Below are 22,272 nucleotides of genomic sequence, written 5' to 3'. Positions count from 1 at the left end.
TGGACATGGCAGAAGACACCCGCAAGCAGCAGCTCCTGGAGCTGTTTACGACAATAACAAACAAGAAAGCAATCGTCGAACCGATGAGAAAGGTTCACGGGACTCTGCGGGATCGTGATGCTGTTGAGCGTGAGATTGCCCTGATCATGCGAGAGATACTCGATCGGGGTTATTTTAAGACCAAACTCACCCCGCGGCAGCTTGCAAAACTTGTGGTTGCGTACTACGATGGTATGAACGACACCGAGATAGCCAGGGCGCTGGGCGATGAGAAGTTGAGCAAGACCGTGGCACGTGCCAGGGTTCGACTCAAACTCTTCCGGGACCTTGATTTCAAGATGCCGTTTGACCAGGAGAAGTTGCTGAAACTCCTTGAGTCCGGCAAGACCATGAAAGAGATCAGCGAGGAGTTAAATGTAAGCCCATCGACGCTCCGTGAGTATCGCCACGTGATCGAGCAGAAGAGCGATACCACGCTCGTTCCCTACCTGGAACGGATCCGGGATGTGATGGAGGACAGAGATCTATCTGAGGCGATGACGCGCGGTGTCGCGAACGATGGCCTGAGCGAGGCGATTGATATCACCGAAGCGATCGACATGGGTGAGTTCTGACCCTCATCCGCCCCCACCTCACTTAACATTTTTCAGGCCTCAGATCTATCTCTTCTTCATGAAGGTAACCTGGGTAGGTCATGCATGTTTTCTACTGGATGGATCGAAGCGTGTCCTCATCGATCCGTTCATGCCTGGAGGTAGCCTCAGTAAGGAGCCTGACATAGTTGCCGTGACGCATGCTCATGGGGATCACCTGGGCATCGCTGCGCAGTTGAAGAAAAAGACGGTCGCCATCGCTGAACTTGCACAATACCTGACGACGAAGGGAGTCCCTGCTGAACCGATGAACATCGGGGGTAGCATCACCGTTGACGGTGTCCGTTTCACAATGACGCCTGCGCTTCACTCATCCGGACTGGATAGTGAGGGGGGCGGGTTTTATGGCGGTGCACCCGCCGGTTTTGTCATCACAATGGACGGCGTCAGCGTCTACCACGCCGGGGATACTGCGCTCTTCTCGGATATGCAACTTATTCGCGACCTCTACCGACCGGATGTGGCACTCCTCCCTGTAGGTGGGTGTTACACGATGGGGCCAGAGGAGGCGATGATCGCGGCGAGATATACAGGGGCGCGACTGGTTATCCCTATGCACTACAACACCTTCCCTGCAATCCAGCAGAACCTGGATGAGTTCAAGAAGACGATCGAGCGGACGACGCCGATCCGGGTCGCTATACTCTCGCCAGGGGAGAGCATCGAGGTCAACCCCGAGTGATCCGGGGTGCGAGTAAGGGTTATCGCAGCGTAAACCCCGACTGGAAGTGAGCGGGAGATCTGGAGTCCGGTGAGCGACCAGATGGTGGGGCGATCGACGAAGGACGATCAGCGGGAGCGATCTGATAGTCCAGCACATATTGCCGGGAAAAGATAGCGAGTTTGTAGTTCAGATCGTTGATCTGCTGGTATCGCATCTCCCCTGAAGCGCAGCCGCGAAAGTTTAACGTCATCCACGATCATTGTACACGTCACATAGAATGATGCTGCCCTGGATCGCACCGAACTCTGGGGATAAGACCCTGTACAGGCAGCACTGGTATGAATGGCGAGATCTTTCGTCTCAAGTCCTCCACATAAGCGTGTGGCGGTCTTGTGACCCCCGTGTTCGAGCTCGATCGGTAACAATATATGAATACCACCTACCGGGTCGATTGGTCGATCTTAAAGTTTATTTCCGGAGATTCACCTCCGTTCGACAGAACCGAGATCAATGAAGCAGACGTATGAAGAAGATTGTCGTTCATGTACGGAAAGACGGCTACGAGAAAGTAAAGGAGGTTCTGGAGGGGGTTCACTACACAGAAGTGCTAATTCAGGACGTTCACGAGTTCACCATATACGCGCCCGATGAGCACCTGGATGATCTGATTGAAAAGATCCAGAAGGTTATCGATCTACGCTACAACGAGAACCTGATCGAGGTGTCCACACCGGATTTTGTCATCTCTTCCCGCCTCAAACGCGCCGTGAAGAGCATAGAGAAGAAAGAGGAGAAGACGCCGGTCGAGAAACTGCTTGACAGTATAAGGCCGTATGGAGAACTCGACCTTGAGAAACTTGCGCTGACCTCCATTGCCGGGCTGATCGCTCTCTCCGGGCTGCTTCTCAACAACCCTGTGATCATCATCGGGGCGATGCTGCTCTCCCCGATCATAGGCCCGATCTATGGGTTCAGTATATATGTTGCTCTCGGCATGGTCCGGGAGTCTCTGCGATGCCTCGGTGTCCTCGCTGCGCTGCTCCTGAGCGTCTTTGCCCTCTCCGCGGTTGCCACATTTCTGATAAATCTTGCCATACCCCTCACCATGACTGGGGAGATTGCCTCACGGGTTGTGGTGAACCCCATCTACACGCTGATGGCAGTTCTCCTCGGATTTGCGGCGGTGCTGGCGTTCAACCGTGGTACTTCGGAGGTGATTGCCGGGGTTGCCATCGCTGCCGCCATCATACCGCCGATGGCCGTTATGGGTATCGTTCTTGTAATCCAGCCACTGAGCCTGATCGCCTCCGCGCTCCTGGTTGGCGGGCAGGTTGTTGGGCTGATAGTCGGTGCGCTTCTGGCTGTGGCCATGCTGAAGATAAGGCCAAGGAGTAGCCGCGACCGGGCGATTGCACAGCGTTACCTGAAGCGGTCGGTCGCCCTGATCGTGCTGCTATTTGTCCTCCTCCTCTGGATCACCCTGATCATGGCGGAGTGATCTCAAAAGTAGATCTTTTTCCGGGAAGCAGGCAAACCATCGATCGCGCGAGGGTCCCCCTCTCCCGGTGATGCCATGGGCACACTTATACCACTTATCGTTCTCATCATCGTCTTCATCCTGATCGCTGTTCGGAGGATCGGGAACGTCGATCTCCGGATCTGGCAGGTGATGCTCTTTGGCGCGGTTGTGGTAGTGCTGACGGGATCGATCACGCCGCGCGATGCGCTTGCGTCCATAAACACCGATGTGATACTCTTCCTCTTTTTTATGTTCATTATCGGTGAGGCGCTCGTCTCAAGTGGTTACCTCTACCACCTCTCCGTTCGCCTCCTCTGCAGGGCAGGATCTGTCCGGAGTCTGGTCTTCCTCATCCTTATCGGCGCGGGGGCGCTCTCGGCGCTCCTGATGAACGATACCCTCGCGGTCGTTGGCACCCCGCTGATGATCTACTTCGCACGGCGGCACGGGATCTCGCCGAAACTCATGCTTCTTACGCTTGCTTTCGCCATAACAACCGGGAGTGTTGCAAGCCCCATCGGGAACCCCCAGAACCTCCTTATCGCGCTCTGGGGCGGCGTTACAAATCCGTTCATCACTTTCCCGCTCTACCTTGGCATCCCGACGGTGATCTCACTCCTGCTTACGTACTGGTTTCTCCGCCAGGCGTTCCCCGATGAATTTAAATCCACCAGTCAGCTCATCCACTGTGAGGAGGAGATCCATGACCCCGCTCTTGCAGCCCTTACCCGTCTCTCGCTCGTTCTGCTCGTCCTTATGATCGCCGCCAGGATCGCCGTCGTCATGCTCGTCCCGGGATTTGAGATCCCGCTGACCTGGGTCGCGGCGATTGCGGCCATCCCCATCCTGGTGGGTAGCAGACGGCGGTTTGAGATCCTCCGCCGGATCGACTGGCCGACACTGGTCTTCTTCGCAGCCCTGTTCGTCCTTACGGCAAGTGTCTGGGATTCAGGCGTCTTCCAGCCGTTAATGGAAGGGGGAACACTCAGCATGGGCACCGTCCCTGTTATCATCGCTCTGGGCGTCATAGTCTCTCAGTTTATCTCGAACGTCCCCTTTGTTGCCCTGTTCCTCCCGGCCATATCACATGCAGGAGTTTCCACCGTGGGTATGATGGCGCTTGCGGCCGGCAGCACAATCGCCGGAAACATGCTGATCCTGGGGGCGGCAAGCAACGTCATCATAATCCAGTGTGCGGAGCGTGAAGGGGAGACGCTGACGTTTGCCGGGTTCGCGCGAGTCGGCGTCCCGCTCACTATAGCCCAGGCGGTGGTGTATGCGGTCTGGCTCTCGGTTGTCCCCGTTTAGAGGTCTCGAACCTGTGGCATTCCATCGATCCAGGTGGTGCCTCAAGGTCAAGGGAGACCGAACCGAATCTGACGGACGCAACGGAAGTCGGGTCGAAAGGCGGGGCTAAGACTGTAAGAATGTGTTCTTTTGGGTCAAACTCGTTGAAGATCCCGAGCACGATGACATAGTTCTCCGGGTCGTTGAAGGAGACCAGCCCTCCGGAAGCCCCTGACAGGTTGTCAGGGTCGGGCACCCTCCCCTGTAACCCCTGCCCCCTGAGCGCGATCTGCTGCACCCATGCACCGGCAAAATAGGAGGGGAACCACTCCTCACGGTAACGCCGCCGTTCTGACGCTGTCCTGGGGACGACCACGAGATAGACGGGGATTCGGTGAGTCTGGATATCGGGACGGCGCGCGAAGTTTGCAAGCACCTGTTCAAGTTCCCGGCCGTGCTGGAGAGCGACGATGTGATCGGGGCGGAGAAGGTCGATCAACTGGATCTGGAACTCGAGGCCCATCCCCCCATGGAGAAGGCCAGGAGAGTCGATCAGGGTTCTACGAGCACCTTCCTCCAGGGCCATCTCAACGAGGCGTTTCGCCCCGGTAAGTGTCTGGACAGGGTGTGTTGGGCCCGGGGTGGAGGATCAACCCCCGGTCGTTGGAGGGCCTATCCAGGACTGCCCCGCTCGCAGTCGACGCAGGCAGTCCGCGTCTCTGCTGCCGCCTTTCCGAGGAGGTGGCGGCAGAGCGTAGTCTTTCCTGTGTCCGTCGCCCCCACGATATAGACGCTCTCACTGAGATCCGACTCCAGGAGTGCTGCAGCAAGCCCTCCCCAATCTTCGCTGATACAGATCACGGCATTTGCGCCCCCATGGAAGAACTGTTGCGTTCATGGAGTATAATGCCTGACGCAATAACCGCTATCCCTGGAACTCTGAAAGCGGTCGGCAACCTAAGAGTGGCCGCAATTTTTTCGCCGTCTGGGTCAGAGGTTCTTTAAGGCGACTATATCCTTCACACCGGTCAGTTTCCAGATGTTCGAGCGCTCCTCGGATGCAATAGCCTCGATCGGTTCCTCGGGCTTGTGGCCGAGCGCCGCAAGGATGTTGCGTGAGAGGTTGTGCTCTCTGATCATCTCCACAAACCTCTCCCGGATGATCTTCTTCTCGATAGCGTCCTCGACCTGAACCAGGTAGCCCTGCATTGTCACGAAGGTGTAGCAGGAGAGGTCGCTTGAATACTTTTCGATCTCTACGGATACGTAGGGGTGCTGCCGGAAAAGATCATTCTTCCGGCCGTATCTGGTTGCCATGAAGTAGAGAAATTTTCCATCAAACACATACAGGAATGGGGCGATATAGGGGTATTTTGCGCCCTGGAATGCGATACGACTGAGAAATCCCTCCTCGATGAGTCTATCATACTCCGCCCTCTCCATGTTGGGTATCTTCACAATCTCCATGGGGTCAGCCCTCTTATGGCGGTAACCTGCGAAACCACATATATGTTTCTTACTGGCCTACCGGGATAACCAGGTCCTTGCCTCCTGCCAGAACGCACCACACTTCTACGGCCCTTCGTGGCCGGGTGTGAGCAGTTCGACGTTCCTGGTCACCGTATCCAGCACGGCGATGGTCGACCGGCCGGTCAGGTAACCGCAGGCCTCACCGGGGTTGATGATAAGCGTCCCCGAGAGTCTGCTCACCGCGGCCTGATGCGTGTGGCCGTGGACGATAACATCGAAGGTTTTCCGCCTGATGAGCACTTCCAGGAGTTCCTCTTCGTCGCCGTGAAGCAGCCCAATTGCCAGGTCGCCAGCGCTTACGCAGGCGAAACGTCCACGCAGGCTGAGTTGGTCGTGCTCGTCAAACCGTCTCTGCAGAAGTCGATGGTCGCCGTCGTTGTTCCCGAGGACGCCGATCATCGGCGATTGCAGATCAGCAAACCGCGGGATGACAAATGGGGAGACGTAATCACCGGCGTGGAGCACCAGATCCACTCCTTTCGCGTTCAGGGTTCTTACGGCTGCATCCACCTTCTCAAGGTTGTCGTGGGTGTCAGCGAGGATTCCTACCAGCATTAAGTATCTCCTGGCGCTCGCACGTGATATATGGTTGCCTGCCCTGACGCTGTGTGCTATCATGGGGGGTTCTGTGGCTGAGGGAGGGGGGTGCCTCACTGGATAAAACGGACAGGGGGGCGGCGCATCGGCTGTACATTTACCCCCTCCATCTCCCCCATAGCAAACGCATACCTCTCCCAGATGGTGGGCGGGAGATCGCTCTCCGGTATCGAGACAAACCCATACTGGCCATAGAAGTCGACAAGTTCCCTGACAGCGTGCATGTAGAGGGTGTCATGCTGACATGCCTCGACCAGCGCGTTCATCGCGCGCCTGGCATACCCCCTGCCACGGAACCTGATCGGCGTGAATACACCGTCCACCTCGTATCCGTCCGGATGCCTCCGGCACCTGGCGACGGAGACCAGTCTGCCATCGGCAAAGACCCCGAATATCCGATCGGTCTTTGGGTCGGCCTTCAACCCATGATAGTCCACCCAGATCTCCTCTGCAAGCCTAAACTCCTCGCTCCGCAGTTCGCGGGTCTCGATCTGTACGTGTATAGGGATCGCGAGCACAAGCAGCGGTCTTTTAACGCAGGTGGCAACAGCGCCAGTGACGCTTCCGAGCGTGGCCGCTCCCGCGGCGTCACGCCTACCTATGCGCGGCATAACTACCATGGAGGCCTCGAACTCCTCAGCCACGGCACAGATAGTGCGCGCCGGATCACCGGTGCGTGTCAGCACCTCAACCTCTCGACTGGGGGTTGCAAGTTCCACCCTTATGGCTGCGAGCCGATCGGCCACCTCCTGTTCCGTACGCCCTGGCTCCATTACATTTAGGAGCAACGCCCCCCCCACTCCGCCAGAGTCGCGCAGAAGCGTGCGGATCTCGGGTGCGGGGTCTGCAAGATCTGTCGGTACCAGCAGCCTTGCCCAAAGGGGTGGGCCGTTCCTTGCCGACTGAGGCATGATCAGGACGTCCACCACGGCATCCCGAAGCAAAGTGGCCGCGATGTTCCCGGAGAAGAGGTTCCGGAAGAGTCCGGGGTCGCGAACTCCTATAGCGATCAGGTCCACATTATTCTCTCTGGCGATCTGGAGGATCCGCGCCGGGATATCCGTCTTCACCTCTTCCACCACCACCCTTGCGGTGCAGCCCTGGCTCTGCACGGTCTCCTTCATCCGGTTGAGCGCCTCCTCCCCCGCCGGCGAGAGGTCGGTCGATCCTCGCAGGGCGTGAAAGAGGATTACCTCACGAACGCCAGGAACCTCGCCGATCCTCTCCACCATTGTGGCGGAAGTCTCTGAGAGGTCTGTCGGAATAAGCACTTCTGGAAACATCTTCCAGCCTCTTTCAGGTTATCCTGTAGCCGTCCGGCGGCACGTGGATCACAAACCTGGCACCCTCGCCAGGCGTCCCCGTCTCCCGGATCGTCATGTTTGTGATGGCGAGGATCTCCTTTGTCAGGAAGAGCCCGAGCCCGCCACCGCTGCCGAAGCCATACTCAAAGATACGTTCTTTATTTTCCTCTGGAACGCCCACACCATCATCCTCGACGTAGATGGCAAGCCCGTCGTCCAGGATCTGATACGTGATAACGACCGAGGATACGGTCTTCCCGTGCTGGATGGCGTTCTCGATCAGGTTTGAAAAGACCCGATCCAGCATAGGGTCGGCAAAGACCTCAAGCCGTTCCACCCAGGAGCGGATGGATACTCCTGGAGGTATCAGCAGACACGATGTCGCCCGCCTGATCACCTCCTGCAACGGTTGCCAGTCCGCTGGCCGGAGACCGAGGTCCTGGTAATCCCGTGCGATCTCCACCCGACGTTGCACCAGTCGTGCACTCTCCTCCAGATCCTCAAGGTAGTGGTGGAACGCCGGGTCGTCGAACTGCCGCATTCCCTGGGTGATCTGCCCCAGGAGTTGCGAGACCGCTGCAGCAAGGTCCCTGTGAGTGAGCCTCCCGAGCATGTTAAGTTTGGCGTTTGTTCGACGGAGCGTCTCCTTGGCGTTCTTAAGAGCTGTGATATCTACCAAGGTGAGGACGATCCCCCCTCCATGGAGCCGGCCGGCCGAGAGGAGCGCGTGGACGGTACCACCGTCGGTTCGGCGCAGGGTTGTCTCAAAACCGTAGACGGCGCCTCTCAGGTCAATATCCGACTTCAGGCTCTCCCAGATAGCGGGGTCATCAAAGAACCGGTTGATTGGTTCGCCCTTTAGTTTATCTGTTGTGGAGCCAAAGAGCGAGGCGCCAACGTAGTTCACCTCCTCAATATGCTCTCCGTCTGCCTCCGTTGCGATAATAAACGTTCCGGCCTCTGAGTTATCGAAGATGCCTCTATACCGTTCTTCGCGTTCTCGCAGCTGTATAGAGAGAAGCGATATGACAGCACCGATGGCGACAAAGACAACCGCCCTTGCAATCGCCTGGACCAGCAGACCCGCCTCTCCGCTGATAAATGGGACGCTTATCACCAGGTATCCAAGGGCAAGGCCAAGCGAGAAGGGGACACCCCGGCGGGGGTACCAGTAGGCGCCGAGGACTATCGGCAGGTAGAAGAGGTGCGGAAGGACAGTGGAGATGCCTGAAAAGAGGCCGGCGACGTTTGCGGCAAAGACAACGATTACCGATGCGGTGAGCAGAAGGAGACGGCGTGTCTCCCTTGCTGCAGTCCGACGCCGGGGGGTCAGTCCGCCCACCCCCGACCAGTCTTGAATACCATTCCATGGTATGTTCTCTGCATACTCTCTAGAGGGCGCTATGATCTTTGCTGCATAAAAGGTATATGATCTGTCCTGGTCATCGGGCGTAGCGCGGTGCCTGCATACCGTTCCACGGGAAGAGGGGCAGGAAAAGACATATGCCAATCGTTCTGCCATTAATGATCAGACGTCCAGGAACCCCCATGAAGATCTCACTCCTCCAGCTGAATGCCGTTGTTGGCGACCTTGTCGGGAACGCGGGGCAGATAGCAGCAGGTGTCCGGGAAGCGGCCCGGGATCGACCGGACATTATTGTCACACCGGAACTCTCGCTGACGGGGTGCCCTCCACGGGATCTGCTGCTGCAACCAGGGTTTGTTGCGCGAGGTCTCTCTGTGTTGGATGAACTTGCTGCAAGCCTCGCCGACGCGCCACCGGTCATCATCGGCCTCCCGGTACCGAATCCAGCAGGTAGTGGTCGCCCCCTATTTAACGCCGCCGCTATTATCAGGGGTGGAGAGGTCGCAGAGATATTCCGAAAATCCTCCCCTTCTCCAGGCGTCCTGAATGAGGATCGTTACTTTGAGACTGCAGACCGGGAGGTCCCGTTTATCCACGTTGGCGGAAAGACTGTCGGCGTGGTCATCGGCGAGAGAATCTGCTACGAGGGCCCGATGCCGGAGGTGATCATTAACCCCGTCGCATCGCCGTTCACCGTCGGGAAAGCACGCCTGCGGGAGGAGTACCTCTCAAGGTTTGCCAGAGAGCACGGGGTTGCAGTCGCGTTTGTGAACTCTGTCGGCGGGAACGATGACGTTGTCTTCGACGGCCGGAGTGCCATCTTCAATGCCGCCGGCAGGCTCGTTGCCCGCGGTGCGCCATTTGACATCGATATCGTTACCGCTGATCTCGCCAGCCCCTCTCCAGAGTCTCTTGCTCCGGATGACCATGTGCCTGAATCGGAGATATGGCGGGCGCTGGTTCTCGGTACCAGGGACTATGTCCTGAAATGCGGGTTTACCTCGGTTGTCATCGGCATCTCCGGTGGGATTGACTCATCGCTTGTAGCCGCCATAGCAGCCAGTGCGCTCGGGCCAGAGAACGTTCTCGGGGTGCTTTTACCATCCCCCTACACCTCCGCTGCGAACATAGAGGATGCAGAACAACTTGCGGAGAACCTGGGGATCCGGAGATGCTGTATACCGATAACGCCGATGATGGAGACGTTCTCTACCAGACTTGCCGGCGTATTCTCAGGCATGTCCCGGGACATCACCGAGGAGAATCTGCAGGCCAGGATCCGGGCGACGGTATTGATGGCCATGGCGAACAAGTTTGGTTTCATGCTCCTTGCGACCGGGAACAAATCGGAGATTGCGGTGGGTTACTGTACACTTTATGGCGACATGGCGGGCGGGCTTGCCGTTATCGCCGACGTTCCGAAGGTGATGGTATACCGTATTGCTCGCTGGTTGAATGCCGGGCACCCGGTCATCCCGCAGCGTGTTCTCGAGAAACCGCCTTCCGCGGAACTACGGCCCGGGCAGGTGGATCAGGAGACCCTTCCACCTTACGATCTCATGGACGCAATCCTGCAGCGCTACATCGAACGACTCGAGTCTCCTGATGAGATTATCGATGCTGGCTACCCGCAAGAGACCGTCTGGAAGGTTGTCCGGATGGTTGAACTGGCTGAGTTCAAGCGCAGGCAGGCGCCGCCAGGGATCCGTGTGACCGACCGGGCGTTCGGGACGGACTGGCAGATGCCGATCGCTGCACGACCATGGTGGAGATGATGAGATCGAGCCTGGCCGACGACCTCCTCGCAATATACAACGCCCTCCGTTCAGCTTTCGGCCACCAGCATTGGTGGCCCGCAGAGACGCCCTTTGAGACGATGATCGGGGCCATACTCACCCAGAACGTCTCCTGGACGAATGCGGCGCAGGCAGTTCGGAACCTGGATGAGGCGGGACTGCTCGACCCCCACGCCCTTGCCACGGCCAAGACCTCCGAGATCGCCCGCCAGATAGTCTCATCCCGCTACTACAACCAGAAGTCGGAGCGGATCCGCGAGTTCTCCCGGATCTACGTTGCAGAGTTCGGAGCAGACCCAGAGGTTATGGCGGCCATGGATACCGACGAACTGCGCAGGCGTCTCCTTGCCATCCGTGGCCTCGGGAAGGAGACGGTGGACACCATCCTCTTGTATGCCTGCGAAAAACCGGTCTTTGTTGTCGATGCCTACACCCGACGGGTATTCTCGCGCTACGGTCTGCTGCCGGAAGGCGCGTCATACGACCGGACGCAGCGTCTTTTCGCGGAGAACCTGGAGCCAGATGTGGGCCTCTTCAACGATTATCATGCCCAGATCGTCCACCTGGCAAAGACCACCTGCAGAAAGTCGCCGCTCTGCGACCGCTGCCCAATCCGTGAGATCCATAAGTTGTTATGCTGCGCAAAGACCGGGTCTATTGTGTGTGCCGGCAATCCCTGATATAATGGGGTCTTTATGCCATCCCGCTCCAGCGATAAACCTCTCCCCGGCTGGTGGCAGGGGGATGTGCATTCCCGCAGACCGGCCTTTTATCTGCATCTCCGGATGACCTGTTTTTCCAGATAGACTCTATTCTGTTCTTTGTCAGTTTTTCAGGTAGAATTAACCTGAGATTCCTGTCTAGCCCCCTCCAAAACTATCTGGATCTTCAGCCTTATTTTGCCGTTAGATCCGCACTTCAAGGCTCAAAGATCGCTCTCCTTGTAAAACTACACTCGCTCTGAGGCCTGATATTGGATCCTGGTAGTTTAAAACCGTTAAAAATGTGCATCATCTGCGTTGTTGGCGGGCAATTGCCAGAAACACGGGGAGAGAACTCTGGAGAAGACCCATGCATGGCCATCCCGGGTGGCGGGTTTGGTCAGCGAAAAATGTCCCTGGTAACACGTTAAGACAGGAGCGGGGGACGTTCCGTCCTCCTCTCCCCGTCAGCCCCTCCACAAAAGGGCGATACTCCATGGATACAGTGTAAGGGTGGGTATCTCCAGCATGTGGGTGAAACCCTCCCTGGCACGGCCTTCCCTGCTATCGCCGATCACTGCCCGCCCCCTTGAGGGGGGGTGCGGTCAAAGAAAGACGTTCAGTGGTAATCTGGCAATCGTCGAGCATGCTGCTGGAAAAAGGTGGAGTTTTTTTTATAACCCAGATCGTTGATATGATGGCCATCCCCTACCCCAACTCTTGTAGGGATCCCATTTATATATGTGCAGTTGAGAGTGTATACCTGTGAGAGACGATGGTTGCACTGACTGAAGAGATGAAAGCGGCTTTCCGCACTATGAAGGCCTATCCGGTCGCCACTGCGTCAAAAGAAGGATGGCCGAACGTGGTACCGATCGCGTTCGTGGAACTTGTTGATGATGAGACGATCTGGATAGCGGACAACTTCATGAAGAAGACGCTTGCAAACGCCCAGGAGAACCCCAGGGTCGCCATCTACATCTGGGGTCCGGAGACAAAGGGCTGTTTCCAGATCAAGGGCGAGGTCGAGATCAGGACGAGCGGCCCGGACTTTGAAAAGATGCAGTTTACCGTCCGTTCGAAGATGGCAAAGGCACCGGCAAAGACCCTGCTCATAATGAAGATCCGGGAGGTCTACGAGTGCACGCCCGGACCAAAGGCAGGAGAGAAGATTCTGTGAACCACACCCTGCCATTCCCGGCAGGGTGTTTTACACCTTCACCACGATCGGCACCTTCCCGACCAGGTATCCTGAAAAACAGCCTCTTTTGTGATCGTTCCATAATCCGGGAGAGGGTTCATCATGCGTTCATCCTCAACCGGCATTTTGCGCGCCGGTCGATGGGAGTGTCCAGGGGATCTTTCAGCAGCAAGTCTGGTGAAACGCCCTCTCCTGAGAGTGAATACACCCTGTAATCGGACCCCGGGAGATATTTGTGCAATAAAATTAACGCCGGGAGGGAGATTTGAACTCCCGAGGTGCAGAGCACCAGCGGCTTTCAAGGCCGCCGCCTTACCGGACTAGACTATCCCGGCCTGCCTTAACCTATTGATCGGCGTACAAAAAAAAGATTGTTCATCCCCGCCGGGCGAGAACTAGAAGAAAAATGGCGAGGAGCGCAAGGAGAGGCGGTAGTGGCGTTGACGGCGTGGGCGTTGGGGTCGCGTCCCCGAAGAGAGAGGGCGCGGTCTGACTCACCCTGACTGCCCTGGCGTTTGCTGCAAAGACCTGCACTGTAGCATCATCACTGTAACTCAGCGGATAGACTTTCAGGTATATCGTGCCGCCCTCTGTAGCAATCTCCACCTTTTCAGGCTCAAGCATGCCTTTCTCGTTGACCCTGTGGCGCTCGTTCTTCTCGTCGATGTACTCCAAGACCCAGTCGAACCCGGACGAGGTTGTTATTGTTACCGTCCCGCCCGGTGTCTCCACCTCGAAGTAGGCTGGCGCGGAACGACTGGCAGGAGCGGTTGCGGAGAGGACCACCGGGGTTGCTGTTGGTTGCACGGCACCACTCACAACAAACTCACGGCTACCTATGTAGCCTCTGGCGTCGTGGAAGGTTACCTCGTAGGTGCCACCGACCGATATTGGTACCTCCACGGAGAACGCCCCGTTTTTGTCGGTCGCAAGATAGGTTGGTCCGTAGACGATAAAGCCACCGTGTTCAACCCTGATCTGCACACCAGCATCTCCCAGGTCCGCGATAGAACCCCGGATATCCAGAGTACCGTCAAACTCCTGGGTGAGAGGAGAGTCTATTGTGATAATCCCTGAGCGATCGATCAGCGTTACCAGCTGCTGCGTCTTCGAACTGCCTCCAAACGTGGTCTTTGTGGGGTCGATGATCTCAATCGAGTACCGCCCGGGTTCAAGCCCCTCTGTCTCGAAAGTCGCGGAGAACGTCCCGTCTTCCTGGACGACGATCGTCTTCCTGTCCACCTCGCGCTTGGTGTACTGGGCGTAGTAGAGGACGATCTCGGTGCTGAACCCGGGGTTAAGCGAGGGTCTCGGCTGTCCTTCCAAGGTCGAAGTCCCCTTGACGACGAGCGGGTCGCCGACGTAGACCTCCTGTGGCGCGTTGATAGAGACGTATGCGGCCGATGCGGGTGTTATGAGCACCAACGCTACGATGAGTGTCAACCATGCGATCCTTTTCATACCATTAGATCAACGGATATGGGGTATAATGCTATCCCATTTGACCGAGAAACCGCTGGCATCCTGGCGCGGGAAAGACCACCACAACGGCCGGATCCTGGAAACGCTGACGGTTATCTTTCGAAGCGGAGGCTGCTCCTGGAACCGTTGCCGGATGTGCGGCTACCGACACGAGCGTTACGCCGATCTTTCCGGGGACGAACTTGCCGAACGGATCATCCGTCAGGTTCGCTGGGTGAAAAAGAACTTTCCCGACGACGACTACCAGATGGTAAAGGTATTCACGTCCGGCAGTTTCTTTGACCCCATGGAGGTACCTCCAATCGCACGCGACGCCGTTGCCGAGGCGTTCCGTGGCAAGGCCTTGATCGTCGAGACACGGCCGGAATACGTTGAGGCCGATCCTGTTCGCGAGTTTCGTGATGCGATCGATACCGGGACGTTGGCCATGCCTCTTACAATCGCCATGGGTCTTGAGACCACAAACGACCTCATCCGGGAGAAGAGCATTGATAAGGGGTTCACCTATGCCGATTTCCTCCGCGCCACAGAGATCGCTCACGCCTCGGGAGCAGGCGTTAAGGCCTACCTGATGATGAAACCGCCTTTTCTGACGGAACGTGAGGCGCGCGATGACATGATCCACTCCATCATGGATCTCGCTCCCCTGGTCGAAAGTATCTCCATGAACCTCTGCACCGTCCAGAGCAGGACCGAACTCGAGCGCCTCTGGAGAGAGCATGCCTACCGGCCGCCATACCTCTGGAGTGTCCTGGACGTCCTGATTCAGTCACCGGTGCACATCCTCTGCGATCCCGTCGGTGGCGGGCAGATGCGTGGTCCGCACAACTGTGGTGCCTGCGATGGCCAGATTGTGAAGGGGATTGTTGACTACTCGCTGAACAAAGACGTCGGTCTCCTGCGCGCACTTGCGGAGATGGAGTGCGAATGCAAAGAAGAGTGGAAGTTTGTGCTTGAGCAGGAGGAGCCTCACTGCATGCCGCTTACCCGTTAACGCCCCTCCAGTTCCTCAAGTTGCTCGCAGAGCAACGGGAGGAACGTCCCTGCGTCGCTTACAACGCCAATAGCCTGCGTCGTGCCCCGGTCCATCAGTTTCGTCACCGAGGCGGGGTTGATATCGACGCAGACGGTCTTGACATAGGATGGGAGGCAATTCCCGACGGCGATCGAGTGGAGGAGCGTCCCCACCATCACCACCATCGAGAGATCATGAATATGCCGTCGCATGGCGTCCTGCGCCTCTACAACATCTCTAATCACATCCGGGAGCGGGCCGTCGTCCCTGATGGAACCGGCAAGCACAAACGGGACGCCATTTTTTATGCACTCATACATGATTCCGCCGGTGACAACCCCCTGTTCGACGGCGTTCTTGATGGAACCGGCTCTCATAATCTCGCTGATGGCGCGTATGTGGTGCTTGTGCCCACCGGTGATGAGCGTGCCCGTTTTGATGTCCATCCCAAGCGAGGTGCCGTAGAGGTTTGACTCTATATCGTGGGTGGCGAGGGCGTTCCCGGCAAAGAGAACATCGATGTATCCCTTCCGGATCATCATCGCGAGGGCATCGGCCGCCCCTGTGTGGACGATGGCAGGGCCACCTACAAGCGCGATCTTCCCGCCCTCCTTCTTCAGTTTCAGGATCTCGCGAGCGATCTTTGCTATGATCGCCTTGCTCGGTCGCTCAGATGAGACAGTCCCATGCATGAACTCAAACGTGCTGGACCTCCGCGGACGCTCCGGGTAGACAACCCTGACACCGGTCTCGCTGACCACGACGAGATCACCCGCCCTGATCTTGGATATGGGGGTGCAGATCGCACGTTTCTCCGTCTCATCGATCACGATGTGGCAGTCCATCTCGATATTCTCTACAGGCAGCCATTCCCCTTTGTACTTCACGTAAGTTGGGTGGTTGGTGGTCGAGTAGAACCCTTTCGGGAGTATACGGTCACCCTCTGCCGGTACAAGGATGACATCGTCGACCTCCGGGGTGCGCGCGCCCAGTCGGTGGAGCTCGGAGAGAATGGCATCAAGTTGTTGATCGGTAGTAGCGGTCACGCGCAACCGAGCGTAACTGGTGTCGGTCTTCAATTTTCCGACGTTGAATGTAACAATCTCAAATTCACCGCCCATGTCCATGATCCTGTCAAAAACCATGGTCATGATGCCTGAATCGATAATATGCCCCTCTAATTCGATTTCCCGGCAGGGTCTCATATATAAACGTGGGTAATTGTCCGATAATAGGGTTTCCCCGTCCCTCTTTCGAGCATAGTTAAAAGAGCGTCCAGACACCCGAGAGGGCGCGAGGCCATTGGAGAACCACCTGCACAGAAGTCAGAACTGGAAACGTCTGGAATTGAGTACAGGAAGTGGGTTATAGAGGCGAAAAACGCCGCGGACTACTTCTGACGATCCCCGCAGAGATACCGCTGCACCACCGCAAGTTCCTCGCGTGTGTTTATGTTGAAAGCAAGCCTCCGGTCATGCAGGAGAACCTGCACCTCCTCCTCTGGCGTCCCAGCTTCCCGACTGGCTGTAAGAATGTTGACCCCGGCGGGGCAGGCGGGAACACCGCTGATTATCTCTGTGTATTGCGTGCGGCAACCATGCTCAAGACAGAGATCGCGGGGCACCCAGGTGGAGCATGCCGGCAGTCCCGAGCGGCGCCAGGCGGCCTCGATATCCGCAATAATCTCGGCTGCAAGGCATGGCAGATCGGATACACAGGTGAAGAGAGGTCTTCCCTCCTCCTCAAGGTCGGCCACAGCGGCATTGATGTCCTCAACGTAGCCAAGCCCTTTTGCGTCGTAGATGGTGAGGCCCTGTGCCCGGCACCAGTTCTTTGTGAACGGTGTCCTGTGTGAGGCCACAACAATCACCTCGTGGCCTGCGGTGGAGAAGGCATCGATCACATAGGAGAGCATCGGTCGCCCGCAGATGGTGACTAGGGGTTTTTCGCCCATCCCGAGCCGCGACCCCTCCCCGCCGGCCATGATCAGTGCAAGCATGCTTCGAGAGCCTCTATGAGTTGCCGGTTCTCCTCGCGGGTTCGTACGGCCACACGTATATGGTGGGGGAGCCCGAAAGACTGGCAGTCCCGCACCAGGATGCCCCTCGAGAGGAGACGTTCGCTGAGCATTCCAGACTCCATCGGGATCTCGACCAGGATGTAATTTGCCGAAGGTGGCGCGCAGACGAGACCGAGTTCCTCCAGCCTTCTGGAAAGCCATGCCCGTTCTTCTCCAATTCGCTTCCTTGACTCTTCCAGGAGATCGTAGTGGCAGAAGGCCTCGATCGCAAAGGACTCGGCGAACGTGTTCACCGTCCAGGGCAGGCGCACCCTCTCAATCCGGTCGATGAGTTCGGGGTTGCCAAACCCGTAGCCAAACCGGATCCCCGGGACGGCAAAACTCTTTGTGAGGGATCGCAGCACGAAGAGGTTCTCGTGGGGCAGATCTACAAGGCTCTGGCGCGGGTCGGCGAGCTCTATGAATGCCTCGTCAAGGAACAGGTAACCGCCGTGCCTTGCAACTGTATCAAGCGCCCGGCAGACTTCCATGCGGGAAAGGAGAGCACCGGTGGGGTTGTTCGGGTTGCAGAGAAACCGGACGGTGGCGCCTTCGTCCCCTCTGACGCACCTGCCACCGGCGAGCCTCACAGCAACCTCATACTCGGCAAACGTGGGTGTCTCGATACAGGCGGCATCACCAGGTCCGAGCACCGCGTAGCAGAACGCGCGGATCAGCTCGACCGATCCGTTCCCGACTGTTACCTCCGCGGCATCACGCCCGAACGTCCTGGAGATCACCTCTTTCAGCTCCTCATACCGGTCGTCCGGGTAGTCTTTCAGTGCCGAAAGATCAGGAGTCCAGGGGATATCTGGAGGGTAGGGGTTCATGTTCGCGCTGAAGTCAACTACATTCTCTGTCGTCTCACGGCTGCGATGCCAGCGCACCCGGCCGCCATGTTCCGCTCTCTCGGGAAGATACTCTCGCATATCGATGGCAAACCTTTGAGGATATTTTGTCGTCTGCAACCCATAAAATCGTTATCCCGAACAAAGAAACATATCGACAGGTTTATATCCAATACAAATGTTATTATGGCTTATCTGATACAATCAGACAAAAGGAGTACAATTGTCTGACAGTTGTCTGCTTAAAGGCTGCTAATTGTCAGATATGAGTGATTGGAATGATGGATCGGATCACTATCAGATTGCCACGACAACAGGTTGAGATGCTCGAGAAGCTGGTGGAGGCAGGTGAGTTCCCCACGGTATCGGAGGCCGTGCGATATTCTGTCAGAGCGCTTCTTGAAAAGCATGGAGACCGCGTCATGCGCGAGGCCGATCAGATCTCATTCAACGGTTAGGAGGTATATGATGCAGACGATCATTAACGAGGCGTTGAAGCACGCAGAGCGTGAAAAATATCTGAAATCAGAAATGGACGAGGCCGAGGATGACATCCTTGGCCAGCCGCGCATTGTCATCGTGGGGTGCGGTGGTGCGGGGAACAACACAGTCAACCGCCTTTACCACATGCAGGTTACCGGTGCCGAGACCATCGCGATCAATACGGACAAGCAGCATCTTGACATGATCCGCGCCGACAAGCGGGTTCTTGTCGGCAAGTCGCTCACCAAGGGCCTCGGGGCTGGCGGTTTCCCGGATGTTGGCAGGCGCGCAGCCGAGATGGCCCGACCGACCCTTGAGGCTCTCCTCTGTGATGCGGATCTGGTCTTCATCACCGCCGGTATGGGTGGAGGTACCGGCACGGGCACAGCCCCGGTTGTCGCACAGATCGCAAAGGATCAGGGGGCGATTGTCGTCGGGATGGTCAGTTATCCCTTCCAGGTTGAGAAAGCCCGGCTTCTCCGTGCGGAAGAGGGGATGGAAGCGCTCTCAGGCGCTGCCGACTCGGTGATTGTGCTTGACAACAACCGTCTTATCAAGTTCGTCCCCAACCTGCCTCTCGGTCAGGCCTTCTCTGTAATGGACCAGCTCATCGCGGAGACCGTTAAGGGAATTAGCGAGACGATCACCGAACCGTCGCTTATAAACATCGATTACGCTGATGTGCGTGCCATCATGAGCAAGGGCGGGGTCGCCGTGATGCTGGTCGGTGAGAGCAAGCAACAGAACAAGGCAGAGAGCGTCGTTCATGAGTGTCTCAACCACCCATTGCTTGACATCGACTACCGCGGAGCAACGGGGAGTCTCATCCACATAACCGGTGGCAACGACCTGACCCTCCAGGACGCAGAGGAGATCGCAAGCTCCCTGACCTACGAACTTGACCCCCACGCCGACGTCATCTGGGGGGCACGGGTGAACAGCGACTTCGAAGGTAGAGTCCGTGTCATGGCGATCATGACCGGTGTGAAAAGTGCACAGATCCTCGGAAACCATCGCGCCTACGATCAGGTCTCGTCAAGACCTGTGGTATCAGCCAACAGGCGCCTGGCAAAGGATGCCGCGAGCGGGCACCTTATTGATTTTATGTGATCACTCCTCCCCTACCCTCTTTCATATTCTTTTGAACCGGGTCGGTTGAGAGCGACGACGGCTTTTTTCGCCACTGCGAAATACTTAAGACGACAGATGACATTTGAGATATAGACGTTCTTGTATAATCCTCCCCCGCACGGGGTGTGTTGTGCAGGGCAGAGACCGCTAAGGTCTGCGGTGCCAGGGTACCGGGGTTGAACACATGAGCAGGCAGATGAGCGATGGTCAGGATCGCGAGTCCGGAAAAGTCTTTTCTTGTGATGTAACCGCTACACGAGTCCAGGCGTTCCTGCAGCAGTATGGAAGTGGTCCCCTGCGGGTTGGGTTATGAAACAGGTACCGAATGTCGAGGATTGGTAAAGAATGCTGAACGATCTGATTGAAAAACGAAAAAAAATTCTTGCGGAGTCTGAACAGCACAAAAACCGGCGTAACGAGTTGAATGCACTTGCCAGCAAAAACGCCCGGGAACGCAATGAGCTGAATGCCCAGACCCGCGAATATGTAGAGGAGGCGCAACGACACAAGGAAGAGCGGGACAGGATAAATAAGGATGTCCAGGCGCTGAAAGATGAGAGAAACAAGTATAACGAGCGTGCAAACGTCCTCTTTGAGGAGATCGAGGCTTTCAAGAGGGAGCATGGCAACCTCCAGAACCGGAGCATCAAAGAACTGCAGAAGCAGATCGAGCACCTGGAGTTCAAGCAGCAGACCGAGGTCTACAGCACCGATAAAGAACGAGAACTGATCGAGAAGATCAAGCACCTGAAAGCGCTGGTGAAGGAACAGGAGGCCGAACTCGAGCAGAACAAAGAGATGCGGGCGAAACTTGCCGAGGCCAGAGAACTCCGCAGGCAGGCCTCTGAGATCCATAAAAAGGTCACAGAGATGGCTGAACTCGCCCAGCAGCACCATGACCTGATGGTTGAGGCTTACCGTAAGGCCGACAAGGCTCGCGAGGAAGCCGACCGTGCTCATCAGAAATTTGTCGAGGCTCAAGAGGCGGCGGACGAGGAGCACAGATTGTTCATCGCCTGTCAGAAGGAACTCCGTGATTACGATAAGGTTATATCTGGTCTTAGAAAGAAGACCAAGAAGACCAAGGTTACCAGGGAGCAGAAAGCCGTCCGGAAAGAGGCGGAACGTGTCTTCCAGCAGTTCCGCGACGGTGAAAAGATTACAACCGACGATCTGCTCCTGCTACAGCGTGCAAAGCTCATCTAACACTTTTCTTTTTTGTGCCCTGATAATTATTTAATAGTTCCAGCAAGATGTTCTAGTGAATGGCAAAAGAGCGGACGCTTATCCTCTGTGTCGATCGCGATGATGATCTCGGCTTTAAGGCCGGGATCGAAGGTCCCATCATGGGCAGGGAGGGGTGCCTGCATGCAGCGACATCGCTCGCCCTGGCCGATCCGGAGGATTCCGATGTCAACGCTCTCTTCGAAACTATCAAAATCTATGATGAACTTGCCGCGCGGGGAGAGGAGGTTGCCATCGCTATTATCTGTGGTAATCACATGAACCTGATCGAGGGTGACCGACGTGTTGCGACAGGCCTCGATACTGTCCTCAAGGTAACCGATGCGACATCCTGTATTGTCGTGACGGACGGTGCAGAGGATGAGTATGTTATGCCGGTCATCCAGTCGCGGGTGCCGGTTAGCAGCGTGCGGAAGGTCGTGGTCAACCAGATGCCGAACCTGGAGGGAACATACTACATCCTGAGACGTTTCCTTGACGATCCGAAGGTCTCAAGGATTGTGCTTGTTCCGATCGGGCTTGCCATGCTCCTTTATGCGCTGGGTTATCTGCTTGGATACCCTGAGGTTGCAATCATCGTAGTTGTCGGTGTTATCGGCATCTACCTGCTCTTTAAGGGGATGGGAATTGACGAGTTCTTTAGTTACCTGGTAAAATCGTTGAAAGCATCCCTCCATGGTGGCAGGTTTACTTTTGTCTCATACATTGCCGCAATACTGCTCTGCATAGTCGGTGTCATAATGGGGCTTGTCAGCCTTCTGGAGTATTACGTACCTTTTGGCATCGTCATCCAGGTTCTGGCATTCATCTATGGGGCGGTGGCCTGGTTCGTTGTGGCAGGCCTGGTTGCATCGGTGGGAAAGATCATCGATATCTTCTTAAACGAGCGTGAGACCATCCAGCGTGTGATTGCCCTGCCGTTCTTTATCCTTGCAATAGGGGCCATCGCCTATGGGGCAAGCGTCTATATACTCTCGATCAGCAGCGATATTCCGGGGTTCCCGGTAACGAGCGCGGATGGGGTAGTCTACATTGTCGTCTCGATCATAGGAGGACTCTTCTGCGCATTCTTTGGTGTTTACCTGCAGTCGTTCCTGGGCCGACTGGTAAGAGAAGGTGAACTGTTTGCGCCGAAGAAAGAGGCTTGAGGCCTGATCTGGGTGGGTGCCAACCGCCGTCTGATGTCCCGCCGATTTCTCGTAAATAGGCCGTTTAAACATACTTTTCGAGACCTTACCCTCTCACCTACCCGGCATTGCGGCAGATATTCTGCTACCGGAGCACCACGGTTCAGTAACGCTGCATAAAGCGAAGGATCCCTTTCTCCACCCCCCGTGGGGCGGGGGCAGAAACAGGATCTCGGTGATGGGGTTGTGTTGACACAGGAGAAC

At 56.6% G+C, this 22,272-nt stretch carries 23 protein-coding genes and 1 tRNA gene; 12 read left to right on the top strand and 12 right to left on the bottom strand.

Features of this window, described 5'->3' with window-relative positions:
• The first annotated feature begins 5 nt into the window (after positions 1-5).
• Together QMC91_RS05855 and QMC91_RS05850 are read left to right on the top strand one after the other, a co-directional pair.
• Complete coding sequence (locus QMC91_RS05855; RefSeq protein ID WP_300236696.1) at positions 6-614, top strand: LuxR C-terminal-related transcriptional regulator; 609 nt, start codon at positions 6-8, stop codon at positions 612-614.
• A gap of 58 nt (positions 615-672) precedes the next feature.
• Positions 673-1,335 (top strand): metal-dependent hydrolase, encoded by a 663-nt coding sequence (locus QMC91_RS05850; RefSeq protein WP_300236694.1) that lies wholly within the window; start codon positions 673-675, stop codon positions 1,333-1,335.
• 19 nt (positions 1,336-1,354) lie between these two features.
• On the opposite strand, the gene QMC91_RS05845 is transcribed toward QMC91_RS05850, so the two are convergent.
• On the bottom strand, positions 1,355-1,567 hold the full coding sequence (locus QMC91_RS05845; protein ID WP_300236692.1) for a hypothetical protein: 213 nt from the start codon (positions 1,565-1,567) through the stop codon (positions 1,355-1,357).
• Between the two features lie 273 nt (positions 1,568-1,840).
• Here QMC91_RS05845 and QMC91_RS05840 point away from each other — a divergent pair, with 273 nt between their 5' ends.
• Both QMC91_RS05840 and QMC91_RS05835 read left to right on the top strand, forming a co-directional pair.
• Positions 1,841-2,815, top strand: coding sequence for a TIGR00341 family protein (locus QMC91_RS05840; protein WP_300236690.1), 975 nt, complete (start codon positions 1,841-1,843; stop codon positions 2,813-2,815).
• Positions 2,816-2,890: 75 nt separating this feature from the next.
• On the top strand, positions 2,891-4,144 hold the full coding sequence (locus QMC91_RS05835) for an SLC13 family permease (protein ID WP_300236688.1): 1,254 nt from the start codon (positions 2,891-2,893) through the stop codon (positions 4,142-4,144).
• Here QMC91_RS05835 and QMC91_RS05830 read toward each other — a convergent pair.
• From QMC91_RS05830 to QMC91_RS05800, 6 genes are all read right to left on the bottom strand, one after another.
• Entirely contained in the window at positions 4,092-4,709 is a 618-nt protein-coding gene (locus QMC91_RS05830) for a Clp1/GlmU family protein (protein ID WP_300236686.1), read from the bottom strand. The two genes, QMC91_RS05835 and QMC91_RS05830, sit on opposite strands and share 53 nt — an antisense overlap.
• 86 nt (positions 4,710-4,795) lie before the next feature.
• Positions 4,796-4,984 carry a hypothetical protein gene (locus tag QMC91_RS05825; protein ID WP_300236684.1) on the bottom strand — a complete coding sequence of 63 codons (189 nt, stop codon included), beginning with the start codon at positions 4,982-4,984 and terminating at the stop codon, positions 4,796-4,798.
• A gap of 129 nt (positions 4,985-5,113) precedes the next feature.
• Positions 5,114-5,590 carry a pyridoxamine 5'-phosphate oxidase family protein gene (locus QMC91_RS05820; protein ID WP_300236682.1) on the bottom strand — a complete coding sequence of 159 codons (477 nt, stop codon included), beginning with the start codon at positions 5,588-5,590 and terminating at the stop codon, positions 5,114-5,116.
• A 105-nt stretch (positions 5,591-5,695) separates the two neighbouring features.
• Positions 5,696-6,208: a metallophosphoesterase gene (locus tag QMC91_RS05815; RefSeq protein ID WP_300236680.1), complete on the bottom strand. Its 513-nt coding sequence runs from the start codon at positions 6,206-6,208 to the stop codon at positions 5,696-5,698.
• Positions 6,209-6,303: 95 nt separating this feature from the next.
• Complete coding sequence (locus QMC91_RS09985; protein ID WP_366944381.1) at positions 6,304-7,533, bottom strand: GNAT family N-acetyltransferase; 1,230 nt, start codon at positions 7,531-7,533, stop codon at positions 6,304-6,306.
• Between the two features lie 13 nt (positions 7,534-7,546).
• Entirely contained in the window at positions 7,547-8,896 is a 1,350-nt protein-coding gene (locus tag QMC91_RS05800; RefSeq protein WP_300236678.1) for an ATP-binding protein, read from the bottom strand.
• Positions 8,897-9,102: 206 nt separating this feature from the next.
• On the opposite strand from QMC91_RS05800, the gene QMC91_RS05795 reads away from it, so the two are divergent.
• From QMC91_RS05795 to QMC91_RS05785, 3 genes are all read left to right on the top strand, one after another.
• Complete coding sequence (locus QMC91_RS05795; protein WP_300236676.1) at positions 9,103-10,695, top strand: NAD+ synthase; 1,593 nt, start codon at positions 9,103-9,105, stop codon at positions 10,693-10,695.
• A complete protein-coding gene (locus QMC91_RS05790; RefSeq protein ID WP_300236674.1) occupies positions 10,692-11,396 on the top strand; it encodes an endonuclease III domain-containing protein in 705 nt (234 codons plus the stop codon). The genes QMC91_RS05795 and QMC91_RS05790 overlap by 4 nt, the downstream gene beginning before the upstream one ends.
• A gap of 796 nt (positions 11,397-12,192) precedes the next feature.
• The gene (locus QMC91_RS05785) at positions 12,193-12,597 is read left to right on the top strand and encodes a pyridoxamine 5'-phosphate oxidase family protein (protein ID WP_300236672.1); all 405 of its coding nucleotides are present in this window, start codon (positions 12,193-12,195) and stop codon (positions 12,595-12,597) included.
• Positions 12,598-12,868: 271 nt separating this feature from the next.
• On the opposite strand, the gene QMC91_RS05780 is transcribed toward QMC91_RS05785, so the two are convergent.
• Positions 12,869-12,953: transfer RNA gene (locus tag QMC91_RS05780), tRNA-Ser, on the bottom strand.
• Positions 12,954-12,993: 40 nt separating this feature from the next.
• Entirely contained in the window at positions 12,994-14,079 is a 1,086-nt protein-coding gene (locus QMC91_RS05775; RefSeq protein ID WP_300236670.1) for a hypothetical protein, read from the bottom strand.
• A gap of 28 nt (positions 14,080-14,107) precedes the next feature.
• Here QMC91_RS05775 and QMC91_RS05770 point away from each other — a divergent pair, with 28 nt between their 5' ends.
• Entirely contained in the window at positions 14,108-15,094 is a 987-nt protein-coding gene (locus tag QMC91_RS05770; RefSeq protein ID WP_300236668.1) for an archaeosine biosynthesis radical SAM protein RaSEA, read from the top strand.
• Here the strand turns inward: QMC91_RS05770 and QMC91_RS05765 are convergent.
• The 3 genes from QMC91_RS05765 to QMC91_RS05755 all read right to left on the bottom strand — a co-directional run bounded on the left by QMC91_RS05765 (position 15,091) and on the right by QMC91_RS05755 (position 18,142).
• Complete coding sequence (locus tag QMC91_RS05765) at positions 15,091-16,320, bottom strand: TIGR00300 family protein (RefSeq protein WP_300236666.1); 1,230 nt, start codon at positions 16,318-16,320, stop codon at positions 15,091-15,093. The genes QMC91_RS05770 and QMC91_RS05765 overlap by 4 nt on opposite strands.
• Positions 16,321-16,505: 185 nt before the next feature.
• Positions 16,506-17,114 (bottom strand): NTP transferase domain-containing protein, encoded by a 609-nt coding sequence (locus QMC91_RS05760; protein ID WP_300236664.1) that lies wholly within the window; start codon positions 17,112-17,114, stop codon positions 16,506-16,508.
• A complete protein-coding gene (locus QMC91_RS05755; protein ID WP_366944380.1) occupies positions 17,102-18,142 on the bottom strand; it encodes a histidinol-phosphate transaminase in 1,041 nt (346 codons plus the stop codon). Before QMC91_RS05755 ends, QMC91_RS05760 begins: the two co-directional genes overlap by 13 nt.
• Before the next feature lie 161 nt (positions 18,143-18,303).
• Between QMC91_RS05755 and QMC91_RS05750 the strand changes: the two genes are divergently transcribed.
• The 4 genes from QMC91_RS05750 (at position 18,304) to QMC91_RS05735 (ending at position 22,029) form a co-directional block, all read left to right on the top strand.
• Entirely contained in the window at positions 18,304-18,480 is a 177-nt protein-coding gene (locus QMC91_RS05750; RefSeq protein WP_300236759.1) for a type II toxin-antitoxin system ParD family antitoxin, read from the top strand.
• 10 nt (positions 18,481-18,490) lie between these two features.
• Positions 18,491-19,615, top strand: a complete 1,125-nt coding sequence (gene ftsZ, locus QMC91_RS05745) for a cell division protein FtsZ (RefSeq protein WP_300236757.1) — start codon at positions 18,491-18,493, stop codon at positions 19,613-19,615.
• Between the two features lie 366 nt (positions 19,616-19,981).
• The gene (locus QMC91_RS05740) at positions 19,982-20,842 is read left to right on the top strand and encodes a coiled-coil protein (RefSeq protein WP_300236662.1); all 861 of its coding nucleotides are present in this window, start codon (positions 19,982-19,984) and stop codon (positions 20,840-20,842) included.
• 59 nt (positions 20,843-20,901) lie between these two features.
• Positions 20,902-22,029 carry a DUF373 family protein gene (locus QMC91_RS05735; RefSeq protein WP_300236661.1) on the top strand — a complete coding sequence of 376 codons (1,128 nt, stop codon included), beginning with the start codon at positions 20,902-20,904 and terminating at the stop codon, positions 22,027-22,029.
• Positions 22,030-22,272 lie beyond the last annotated feature (243 nt).

The organism is Methanoculleus sp., assembly GCF_030019085.1.
Classification (GTDB): domain Archaea; phylum Halobacteriota; class Methanomicrobia; order Methanomicrobiales; family Methanoculleaceae; genus Methanoculleus.
The sequence above is the reverse complement of the archived record's forward strand: the minus strand, read 5'-3'. Positions and strand labels throughout refer to the sequence as shown.